Consider the following 10,404-nt stretch of genomic DNA (forward strand, 5'->3'; position numbering starts at 1 on the left):
ACGGGCCCCTCTCCGAAGGTTCCGGGCTTGCGTACCCACCCTGGATACGCAAGCCCGGAACGTGTCTGCAAGAGCCCGCGGGGCAGTGTTCGCGGCCCCGCCGGGCAAGCCGCGACGGGCTCGCGCCCGGCCGCCGCCGCCCCGCCGGATCAGGCCCCCACACTCACCGTGAACCGGCGCGGGTTGCCGTCGTTGGCGGCGCCCGACACATCGGGCTGCCCGTCCGGGCGGACGTCGTCGTACGGGAAGGCGTAGCCGATCGGGGTGTTGGCGTGCACGACGCGGGACCAGTGGTTGGTGACCGGGTCCCGGTAGTAGTCGGCGGGGGAGGTGCCGTTGGGCTGGTCGGGGTGGGTGAGCATCAGGGAGCGGTTGAAACCTGAGGCGATCCGGGCCAGCAGGGCCTTCTTGTCGTCGGAGTCGGCCGGGTTGTTGGTGAACGGGCCGTGGTTGCAGGTGAAGACGTCCTTCGAGGTCGGCTTGGGGAAGGTGTGCCCGCCGTCGAAGGTCAGCACGTCGCCGGCCACCCGGCCGGTGCGCACACCGCGCCCGCCCTGGAGGTCGATACGCAGATCGGTGGAGCGGTACTTCTCCCAGACCCGGTCGATGTACGAGGTGAACGCATCGCGGAACGGCATCTCGTCCGGCCGGTCGAAGTACGGCGCCATCAGGTTCTGCGGGGAGATCACCCGTAGCACGTTCCCGTCCCCGCCCCGGATCACCAGCTTGTCCCAGGGCTGGCCGTCTGCGGCGGCCTGGGCGGTGAGGCCGTCCGCGATGCGTTGGACCGCGCCGTCCGGGAGCGGGGCCACGGTGTGCGTCGCGTCGCCCTCCAGGGTCAGCCCGATCGGCAGCGCGGTCACCAGGTCCACATAGCTGATGTTCGCGTACAACTGCTGCGGGTTGAACGTGAACTCGCAGAAGGACCAGGTCTTCCCGTAGTTGACGTCCGTGGGTGTCGCGAAGGCCGGTTCGACCAGCCCGGGCCCCGGATTCAGATAGAACGTGAGGGTGTCGTCGCGTACGAAGTAAACGCGGGCGCCGTACATCTGAGGCAGCGTCACCACCACCGGCGCGGCACCCGCCGCGTTCAACGGGATGGCGCAGTCCACCGGCAGCGGGGTCTGCGGGGCGGCCGGCGAGTCCGGCCGGTACGGGGTCCCGTCGGCCCGCAGCAGGATCCAGCGGTCGGTGCCCTGCTCGTGGCCGGTGACGTACGCGTTGACCCTGCCCGGCAACGAACGGTTGACCAGGGCGAGTTCACAGGTTGCAGGAGCGGCCTCGGCGCTCGGGGCCAGTGAGCCGCCCCAGGCCGGGTACGTGAGTGCGGTCGCGGCGGCGGTGGCGCCGCCCTTCAGGAAAAGCCTGCGTGAGATCACGGGGACTCCTGGGGTGTGGGGGGAGTCTCCACTGTCGTGAGGGCCGATCCCGCCGTCAAGACTTATGACTGAGAGCGCTCTCAAGCGGGTGAACTTTTCACATCTCCAAGTCATCCGTGGAGCGGCGTGTGTCACCCGACCCGCTCGGTTCGAACGGATGTGGGTGATCCGTACCGCCGGTCCACTCCGACCTGCGAGCATCTGCGGAATGAGAGAGCTGCTGCCCGCCGACCCCCGGAAGGTCGGCCCGTACCGGCTGCTGGCGCGGCTGGGCGCCGGTGGAATGGGCGAGGTGTTCCTCGGGCGCTCGCCCGGTGGGCGGACCGTCGCGGTGAAGGTCGTACGCCGGCCGCTCGCCGAGGACGTGCACTTCCGGCGGCGGTTCGGCCGTGAGGTGGCCGCCGCCCGCCGCGTCGGGGGCTTCTACACCGCGCAGGTCGTCGACGCGGACACCGAGGCCGACCAGCCGTGGCTGGTCACGTCCTACATCCCCGGCCCGTCGCTCCGCGAGGCGGTCACCGAATGCGGCCCCTTCCCGGCGCAGGCGGTCGCGGCGCTCGGCGCGGGCCTCGCCGAGGGGCTGAACGCGATCCACGCCTGCGGAGTGGTCCATCGCGACCTCAAGCCCGGCAACGTGCTCCTCGCCGACGACGGGCCGCGCGTCATCGACTTCGGCATCGCCCGCGCCCTGGACGAGACGTCCGAGCTCACCCGGTCCGGCACGATCGGCACCCCCGCCTACATGTCCCCCGAGCAGGTCCGGGGCGAGGAGGCCGGCCCGGCGAGCGACGTCTTCTGCCTGGCGGCCGTGCTGGCCTACGCCGCCACCGGGGAAGCCCCGTTCGGGGGCGGCCGCAAGGAGGCGGTCATGTACCGCGTCGTCCATGGCGAGCCGGACCTCTCGGCCGTGCCGCCGGACCTCCGCCCGCTCGTCGCGGAAGCCCTCGCCAAGGCGCCCGGCGACCGGCCCGGCGTCGGCGAGGTCCTCGAACGCTGCGCCGCCCTGGCCGGACCGGACGGGCTCCGCCTCCCGGACGCGGTGGCCGGGATGGTCGACGAGCGGACGGTGCGGACGATGCGAGCGGTCCGTACGGCACCCACGCTACGGGCGGACGCGCCCACCACCCCCGAGCCGTCCCCGCCACCCGTCCCCGCACCGGCCCCCGTGTCGGGACCGGCGCCGCGCCCCGGCCCGGCGGCCTTCCCGGACCGGGCCGCGCCCCGCAAGCCGTTGCAGGTGAGGGCCACCGCGCAGGAGTCCGCGCGGGGGTACACCTCCGTGTCCCTGCCCCGGCAGCTCTCGATGCCGGGGCCGTCGACGCGGCTGAGGATCGTGCGCTGGCGCACCTGGGTGGGCGGCGAGGTCGCGGCGGACGAGCCGCTCTTCGACGTCGTCTGGCCCGGGGGAGAGGTCGTGATCACCGCCCCGGTCGGCGGCACGCTCCTCACCATCCACCTGGGCAACGACGCCACGGCCCGGGTCGGCGCCGTCGTCGCGGCGATCGGCGAGCGCGGGACGAAGGCCCCGCCCGGGGCATGGAGAGTCGGACAGCCGTAGGGAAACGGGTGCGTGAGGCGGGCCGTCTACCGCACGGCCACGTAGTCCCCGGCCGACGACTTCGCCCCGGAGGTGGAGTTCCCGTAGTACGTCCACCGCCAGGTCCCGGGCACGGTGGCCTTCACCGTGGTCTTGAGCCCACCGGTCCTGCTCGACGTCGACTTCTTCACCGTCGTGTACGAGGAGGCGCCGGCCGCCTTGAACTGGAGGCTGACCGTTCGGCCCGCGTATCCCTGGTAGGTGTGGGTGTCCCAGTTCGCCCGGGTGACCCGCCCGGTCACGGTGATTGTCCTCCCCTTCGCGACCGGCTCCGGCGAGGCGTTGACGGTGACGCGGGTGGCCCGCTTGAGCTGCAACGGAAGGTTCTTGTCGTCGACGTCCAGGCCGTCATGGGGGAGGAAGACGCGAGCGGCGGTCCGCCAGGTACCGGCGTCCTCGTTCCCGAAGTCGACGAACCGGGGGTCGATGTACAGCCACTCCTCGAAGTCGCAGATCCCCTTGGCGCGGTCCACCACCTTGCAGTCGCTGCCGATGATCATGCTGTGCATGGTGTCCATGTTGCTGAGCTTGCCCCGGTAGGGAAACACCATCGGCCCGGAGTCGTACTTCAGCGTGGTCGTCATCCGGAAGGTCGCATGCACCTCGACCTCTTCCTTGACTCCGACCACGATCGGCTTCCCGCCGTTCACCGAGACCCGGGAGAAGGCGACCCCGCCCTCCGCCGCTCCGGCGGGCACTGCCGTCACCGAGGTGAACACGGCCACCACACCTCCGGCCAGCGCCGCTCTCCACATCGCTCTGCTCAAGGCCCTGTTCATCGTCGAGCCCGCTCCTTCCCCTGCGCCGGAGGCATGCCCTCGCGGCTGACTAGGAGACGGGGGAGGGGTGTGGGGGGTTGTACGTGGGGCGGCAAGGATCCGATCGCCGGAGCGCGGCCAGGCAGGCGGGTGGCATGCCGAGGGCCTCGGGCCCGTGCAGGGGGCCGAGGCCGCTGGTTCTTCGGGTGGTGCCGGGGTCGTCAGATCGTGGCGTTGAGGAAGGCGGTCCAGGCGGCCGGAGGGACGGTCAGGACGGGGCCTTCGGTGACCTTGGAGTCACGGATGTGGACGGCGGCGGGGTGCGCGGCCACCTCCACGCAGTCGCCGCCCTGGGAGCCGCTGTAGCTGGACTTGCGCCAGTCGTAGGCGATCTCCACGCAGTTGCCGCCCTGACTGCCGCTGTAGCTCGACTTGAACCAGGCAAGGGTGGCGGAGCGGGGATCCGGGTGTGCTGCGAGGGTCATGTCTCTCCAAGCATTTCGTCCATGAGGCAGGCGCTCGCGTCGACGGAGAGCGCCTGCGAACGCAGCATCCCACACTTCTGCAGAAGCACACTGACCTGATCAGGGTCCTCGTGCAGGTAGCTGGTGAGCTGGCCCTCGACATAGGCCAGATGGTCGTGCTCGGGGGTCTCCAGCAGCACCATCGGGCCGTCGAGCGATGCGTGTTTCGGAAGCTCTATCGGCATGATCTGGAGCCCCAGGAAGGGGAGTTCCATGAGCCGACGCAGATGGCGGATCTGGTTCCGCATCATGGCGGGGTCGCCGAGCCGGCTGCGGAGGATGCTCTCCTCCAGGATGAAGTGGAGGATGGGGCGGGGCTTGCGTTCGAGGAGCCGCTGCCGGTCCATCCGGGCCGCCACCCAGCTCTCCCGTTCGTCCTCGTCCAGGGGCGGGTACTGGCACTCGAAGACGAAGCGGGCGTACTCCTCGGTCTGGAGCAGCCCCGGCACCACCTGAGTCTGGTACGAGGTCAGCGTCAGCGCATCCTGCTCGTAGTCCAGGAAGTCGTGGATGAAGACCGGCAACCGGTCCCTGCTCGGCATCGACTGCGCCAGGGTCTGGAACGTCCTCTTCGTTCCGAGGAACTTGTCGAGCACGACCGCCAGGTCCATCTGGAGCGGCCGCCGCCCCTGCTCGACCGACGAGAGCGTGTCCACGCTCACGCCGCACATTCCGGCCAGAGTCACCTGCGTCAGATTGAGATCGTTGCGGTGATCGGCCACCAGGTTGCCGATCATGGTCCAGGTGGTGAGCTGCTTGCTCTTCCGTGGCTTTGGTGTATGCATGAACTCCCTCTCCCCGTACGAAACCCCGATTGATCAGTCAGAGGTCGTACAGATGAGATGTACGACCTTGCGCACTGCTCAACACCGGTGACTATGTGTGATGTTGGCGGGGTGAACGAGACTACCCAACTCCCCCACTTCCGCGAGGCGTTCCACCGGAGGGAACGCCGATCCGTGCCGCTCGTACGGCAGTTCGTACGCGACGCGCTGCTCGACTGGGAGTGCGAGGAGCGCGCCGACGATGTGTTGCTCTGCGTGAGCGAACTGGTCACCAACGCCCTGCTGCACGGGGTTCCGCCCGGCCGGGGCTACCGCCTCCAGCTCCGCCTGGACCCGGCCGACGGCATCCTGCGCGCCGAGGTCCACGACAGCGGCGACAAGGAGGTGACGCTCCCCGACTCCTGGGCGCCCTCCGACGCGGAGTCGGGGCGCGGGCTGCTCCTGGTCGCGGCACTCGCCGACAAGTGGGGCGTGGGGGAGCGGGACCCGGGCAAGGTGGTCTGGTGCGAGTTCGCGGTACGCGCACCGGACCGGGTGCCGGTGTAGCCCCCGGCCGCTTCGGGACCGGTCCGCCGGGGCCGGTCCTTCCGGGCTTCCCGGTCCGGTGGCGCCGAACCCGGTCCGCCGACCCTGCGGAGAAGTGCCGCGACGGATCCCTGCTGGTCATGCCAGTGTGAGGGCATGACAAGGACCGGGATAACGGACGTGTTCGCGACGGGACGCCGGGGCGGGAGTCTCTACGCGTACCGGGTGCGGGGGCGCGGGCGCGGTGCCGTGGTTCTGTGGGTCGGTGGGCGGGGCGACGAGCCCGACCAGGTGTTCACGCTGCCGGAAGCGGGCCGTCTGCACGTGCCGGTGTTCGTGACGGTTCGGCAGGCGGGGATGTACGCGCGCCGACGAGGCCGGGACCTCGCCACCCCTGAGGCCGACACGTTGGAACTCTCCCGCGTCGAGCACTGGCTGGAGGAGCCGGTGCGCCGGAAGGTCCCGTCGGGCGCACTGCTGGAGGCTTGGAACTTCTTCGACGATCTGGCCCGGGGTCTCGACGCGGTCCATCGGCTGCCGCGGCGGGAACCGGTGCGGAACAGCGCGTACGTGAAGCTGTTCGACGGTGAGTGCGCTGGGTGGACCACCGATGAACGGCGCGCGGTACTGGAGTTGACCAGGGCCGGGACGGAGCTGTGGAACTCCTGCCCGGTGATCGCCCGTCCCCGCTCGGGGACCGTCCCGGGGCGAGAGGCCGCGGGCGTCCCATGACAGGGGAGCCCGCACGCCTCCACGCCCCGGTGCCCCGGCCTAGGACCTGTCTTCAAACTGCCGTCGTCCGGCCGGAGGCCGGGCCGTGCGGTGTCCGGTGCGTGCGATCGCAAGGCGGAGGGTCGCTCCGATACTGGATGTATCGGGGTGACCCCCGACAACGCGGCGAGCGTGCGTGCCGGGCGCCGCACGGCAGGCGGCAGTTTGAAGACAGGTCCTAGTGGCGGCCGGTCGCGGAGGCGAAGCCGAGCCAGGTGTGCCGGTTGCCCGCCCAGCACCAGCCGACCTTTGGGGCGTTGCGGCGCTCGCGGCCGTCCCGCCCGGTGCCGTTGCTGATCCAGATCGCCGGAGTACGGGCGTCCAGGGCGCCGTTCGCCTTGCGCAGCCGGGAGCCGATCGTCATGAAGCAGTGATTGCGTTCCAGGGCGGCGGGCTGTTGCAGCACCCAGTGGATGCCCTCGGTGTGCGTCAGCGGGGTGCGGGCCCGTGCGGCGAGGGCGGGCAGGGCCTCGTCCGGGCTCCAGTTGGCCATCTCGTCGCCCCGGTCGACGCCGGTGACGAGATAGAGCGGTGCGTCGGGCAGGACGACCGTGTCGATCGGGGTGAAGAGGTCGACGTCGGCCATGTCGACGACCACGAACCCCGGCTTGTCGTCGCGGCGGAGCAGCGGCGCGAGGGCGGAAGCGGGGGCCCGGTCCGGGTGGACGGCGAGCAGGGCGCCCTCGGCGGCCGGGTCCGCCGCACCGGCCTCGGCGAAGGCGCGCAGCTCGGCGGCGGACAGCCCGGCGATCCCGGGCACCCCCAGCTCGATCAGGCGCTCGGCCTGCGCGCCCAGATCCGGAAGCTCGGTGCGGAACGCGGAAGTGGCGGCGGAGGTGGCGGAGGTGGTGGCTACGGCTTCGGACACGATGCTCCCCGGGGTGGCGACGTGGACGGCCCAGGGTGAACGGGGCGGCCCGCCGGAATGTTCCCGTTCCCGTTCCCGGCTCGGAAGCCGTTTCCTTCCGTGGGGTGCGGCGCGCCCGACCCGGATGCGCCCTTCCACTCGCGGGCGGGCGTCGGCTATGCCTGGGTCCGGAGGTCCGGCCGGGCCTCGGTACGTGGAGCCGAGCACGTGGACATGCGAGGAGCACCGCCGTGGATGACTGGTACGTGGACGAGCGCTGCACCAACTGCGACGTCGCCCGACAGTTCGCGCCCGAACTGTTCGTGGAGGAGGACCTGCGGTCGAAGGTGGTGCGCCAGCCGGAGAACGAGGAGGAGGCACGGCGCTTGCACGCGGCCGCCTTCGCCTGCCACACCCGCTCGATCCGGCCCGGCTCCCGGAAGCTGGACCCGGTGCTCGACCCGTTCCCGATGGCGCTCGACGACGGTGTACTGATCTGCGGCCACAACTCCACGCAGACCGCCGGGGCCAACGCGTACCTGCTCCGGCGGCCCTCCGGTACGTCGATGATGATCGACACCCCGCGCTGGAGCCCCGCCCTCGCGGACCGGTACGCGGCGGTCGCCGGTCCCGTCACCGACGTACTGCTGACCCACCGCGACCACGCGGCGCACGGGCGGCGCTACGCCGACCACTACGGGGCCCGGCTCTGGATCCACGAGGGCGACCTGGACGCCGCGCCCGACGCGGACCAGGTGATCCGGGGGCTCGACCCGGTGGAGGTCGCCGAGGGCGTCACCGTCCATCCGCTGCCCGGCCACACCGAGGGCAGCGTGCTCTACCTCGCCGACGACCGGTACTGCTTCAGCGGCGACAGCTTCCACTGGTCGCGCACCACCCGGGACCTGGAAGTCGTGGCCCCGGTGACCTGGTACTCCATCGAGGAACAGGCCGCCTCCCTGGCCCGGACGGCGGGAAAGCTGACCTTCGAATGGGTGCTGCCCGGCCACGGCGACCGCAGGCGGCTGGACGCCGAGGAGATGTCCCGGCGGCTGCTCGCCCTCACCGAACGCGCGGCGCTGCTGCGGCCCGAGCCGGTCGACTTCACGGCCGTCCGCTGGTGACGTGGCGGGGCCGTGGGGTGGCTGCCCCGCCCCGCGACGGCCCGGCTCGGAGGCCGGCGTCATCCATCGGTCAGCCGCTCGATGGCCCTGAGCGTCCGGCCCGCCCCGTCCTCGGCCGCCAGCCGTTTCGCCGCCTCCTCGGCGGCCCGGCCGTGTGCCCGCCGGCCCACGGCCCGGCCGAGTGAGTCGGCGAGGCGTTCGACGGTGAGGGACCGGAAGGGGATCGGGTCGGGGGCGGCGCCGAGTGCGGCGAGCCGCCCCGCCCAGAACGGCTGGTCCGCGGTGACCGGCACGGTGACCGCGGGCACCCCGGCCCGTAGCGCGGCGGCCGAGGTGCCGGCCCCGCCGTGGTGGACCACCGCGGCCAACCGCGGGAACAGCAGGGCGTGCGGCACGTGCCCGATGGTGAGCACGTCGTCCCCGTCGGCGGCGAGCCCGGCGCTGCCGGCCTGGAGGATTCCCCGCAGTCCGGCCCGGCGCAGGGCCCGCACGGCGATCCCGCTCAGCCGTTCCCCGTCGCCGGACGCCATGCTCCCGAAGCCGATGAGGACGGGCCGGTCCCCGGCGGACAGGAAGTCCTCGACCTCGGCGGGGAGCCGTGCGGCCGGGTCGTGGTGGGGCCACCAGTTGCCGACGACCTCCAGGCCGGGGCGCCAGTCGGAGGGGCGGGGCACCAGGGTGGGGCTGAAGCCGTGCAGGACGGGCCAGTTGTCCCGTTCCCGCCGTCGACGCGTCCCGGCGGCGGAAGCCGGGGGCAGGTCGAGACGGTGGCGTAGCTTCGCGACCGCCTCTTCGTGGACGCGGTCGGCCATCCGCAGGGCGAAGCGCCCGGCCGCCCGGTTGCCGAGACGCCCCAGCGGGCGGGCGCCCGGCACGAGCGGGGGGAAGTCGCCGGTCGGCGCGGTGGGCTGGAGGTACACACCGACGCCCGGTATGCCCAGGGCCTCGCTGAGGTGCCAGCCGAGCGGGGCCGTGGTGGCCGACAGCAGGAGCAGGTCCGTGCCGTCGTCCACCGCGTCGGCGAAGCCCTGGCCCAGTTCGGCGAGGAACGCGGCGGCGGCACGCATCAGCGCGCGGTTGCCGGTGCCCCCGCCCCGCATCCGCGCGTCGGCGGGCAGTCGGCGGAACTCCAGCCCCGCGTGGCGCACGAGGGGCGCGAAGGCGTCCGTGGCGGCGAGGGCGACCTCGTGCCCGGCCCGGCGCAGCGTGGCGCCGAGGCCCGTGTAGGGCGCGACGTCGCCGTGCGATCCGGCCGTGGCGATCAGGATTCTCATGGGTGTTCCTCGGGTTCGGGGCCGCCATCCGCGTGGCGGGCCGCGTTGGCGTGGACCGCCCGGCACAGGTACGCGGCCAGACCAGGGCGTTGCTGGGACGGCGGTACGACCAGGGCGAACGCGCGCGGATCGGCGACGAAGTCGTCCGCGATGCGCACATGCATGGCGGGCGGGCAGGCGGTGAACCAGCGCGCGATGTGCAGGCGGTGCTCCTCGGCGAGCTCCATGGCCCGCCCGCCGTCGCCCGGCTCCCCGTCGTCGAAGGCCGCGAGCAGTTCCGCGCGCCAGGCGGCGGCCTCCTCCATGAGCCGGCGCCAGTCCTCCTTCGTGTGCGCGGCGGCGCGCGCCATCGCCCCGCGCCGCCCCTCCGATTCCGCCCACTTCAGCTCGGCCTCGGTGGCGTAACTCAGGTCGAAGGCGACCTCGCCGAAGACCTCGAAGCGTTCCTGAGGGGTCAGGGACACCCCGGTCCGCTGGACCTCTATCGCCCGTTCCGCCACCTCGGCCAGCCGTTGCAGCCTGGCGATCTCCTCGGTCAGCTGCCGCTGCCGGTCCCGGAGCCGCTCCAGGGCGTTCACCTGCGGATCCTCGAGGATCGTGGCGATCTCGTCGAGGGGGAAGCCGAGCTCCCGGTAGAAGAGGATCTGCTGGAGACGGACCAGGTCGGCCTCACCGTAGAGCCGGTATCCGGCGCGGCTGCGGTCACTGGGCGAGAGCAGCCCCGCCTTGTCGTAGTGGTGCAGCGTCCGCACCGTCACCCCGGCGAAGGCCGAGACCTGTCCCACGGAGTACCCCATCCACCTGCCCTTTCGTCGGAACA

11 protein-coding genes are annotated in these 10,404 nt (G+C 72.1%); 4 read left to right on the plus strand and 7 right to left on the minus strand.

The annotated features are described in order from the left end of the window. Positions 1 to 149 precede the first annotated feature (149 nt). Positions 150 to 1,379, minus strand: coding sequence for a glycoside hydrolase family 64 protein (locus tag ACF08W_RS21980; RefSeq protein WP_392280267.1), 1,230 nt, complete (start codon positions 1,377 to 1,379; stop codon positions 150 to 152). 208 nt (positions 1,380 to 1,587) lie between these two features. Here ACF08W_RS21980 and ACF08W_RS21985 point away from each other — a divergent pair, with 208 nt between their 5' ends. After that, entirely contained in the window at positions 1,588 to 2,937 is a 1,350-nt protein-coding gene (locus tag ACF08W_RS21985) for a protein kinase (protein WP_392280268.1), read from the plus strand. 26 nt (positions 2,938 to 2,963) lie between these two features. On the opposite strand, the gene ACF08W_RS21990 is transcribed toward ACF08W_RS21985, so the two are convergent. The 3 genes from ACF08W_RS21990 to ACF08W_RS22000 all read right to left on the minus strand — a co-directional run bounded on the left by ACF08W_RS21990 (position 2,964) and on the right by ACF08W_RS22000 (position 5,043). After that, positions 2,964 to 3,755: a hypothetical protein gene (locus ACF08W_RS21990; protein ID WP_392280269.1), complete on the minus strand. Its 792-nt coding sequence runs from the start codon at positions 3,753 to 3,755 to the stop codon at positions 2,964 to 2,966. 200 nt (positions 3,756 to 3,955) lie between these two features. Next, positions 3,956 to 4,219 (minus strand): DUF397 domain-containing protein, encoded by a 264-nt coding sequence (locus tag ACF08W_RS21995; RefSeq protein ID WP_392280270.1) that lies wholly within the window; start codon positions 4,217 to 4,219, stop codon positions 3,956 to 3,958. Next, on the minus strand, positions 4,216 to 5,043 hold the full coding sequence (locus ACF08W_RS22000; protein ID WP_392280271.1) for a Scr1 family TA system antitoxin-like transcriptional regulator: 828 nt from the start codon (positions 5,041 to 5,043) through the stop codon (positions 4,216 to 4,218). The genes ACF08W_RS21995 and ACF08W_RS22000 overlap by 4 nt, the downstream gene beginning before the upstream one ends. 111 nt (positions 5,044 to 5,154) lie before the next feature. Here ACF08W_RS22000 and ACF08W_RS22005 point away from each other — a divergent pair, with 111 nt between their 5' ends. Beyond that, a complete protein-coding gene (locus ACF08W_RS22005; protein WP_392280272.1) occupies positions 5,155 to 5,589 on the plus strand; it encodes an ATP-binding protein in 435 nt (144 codons plus the stop codon). 135 nt (positions 5,590 to 5,724) lie between these two features. Further along, positions 5,725 to 6,300 carry a hypothetical protein gene (locus ACF08W_RS22010; protein WP_392280273.1) on the plus strand — a complete coding sequence of 192 codons (576 nt, stop codon included), beginning with the start codon at positions 5,725 to 5,727 and terminating at the stop codon, positions 6,298 to 6,300. Between the two features lie 217 nt (positions 6,301 to 6,517). Here ACF08W_RS22010 and ACF08W_RS22015 read toward each other — a convergent pair whose 3' ends face one another. Continuing rightward, entirely contained in the window at positions 6,518 to 7,135 is a 618-nt protein-coding gene (locus tag ACF08W_RS22015) for a DUF5701 family protein (protein ID WP_392280362.1), read from the minus strand. A 302-nt stretch (positions 7,136 to 7,437) separates the two neighbouring features. On the opposite strand from ACF08W_RS22015, the gene ACF08W_RS22020 reads away from it, so the two are divergent. Continuing rightward, complete coding sequence (locus ACF08W_RS22020; RefSeq protein WP_392280274.1) at positions 7,438 to 8,310, plus strand: 4Fe-4S domain-containing protein; 873 nt, start codon at positions 7,438 to 7,440, stop codon at positions 8,308 to 8,310. Between the two features lie 59 nt (positions 8,311 to 8,369). Here the strand turns inward: ACF08W_RS22020 and ACF08W_RS22025 are convergent, their stop codons facing one another. Together ACF08W_RS22025 and ACF08W_RS22030 are read right to left on the minus strand one after the other, a co-directional pair. Further along, positions 8,370 to 9,584, minus strand: coding sequence for a glycosyltransferase (locus ACF08W_RS22025; protein WP_392280275.1), 1,215 nt, complete (start codon positions 9,582 to 9,584; stop codon positions 8,370 to 8,372). Then, positions 9,581 to 10,381 (minus strand): MerR family transcriptional regulator, encoded by an 801-nt coding sequence (locus ACF08W_RS22030; protein WP_392280276.1) that lies wholly within the window; start codon positions 10,379 to 10,381, stop codon positions 9,581 to 9,583. Before ACF08W_RS22030 ends, ACF08W_RS22025 begins: the two co-directional genes overlap by 4 nt. Between the last annotated feature and the right edge of the window lie 23 nt (positions 10,382 to 10,404).

It is taken from the genome of Streptomyces sp. NPDC015144 (assembly GCF_043079735.1).
In the GTDB taxonomy this organism is placed as follows: domain Bacteria; phylum Actinomycetota; class Actinomycetes; order Streptomycetales; family Streptomycetaceae; genus Streptomyces.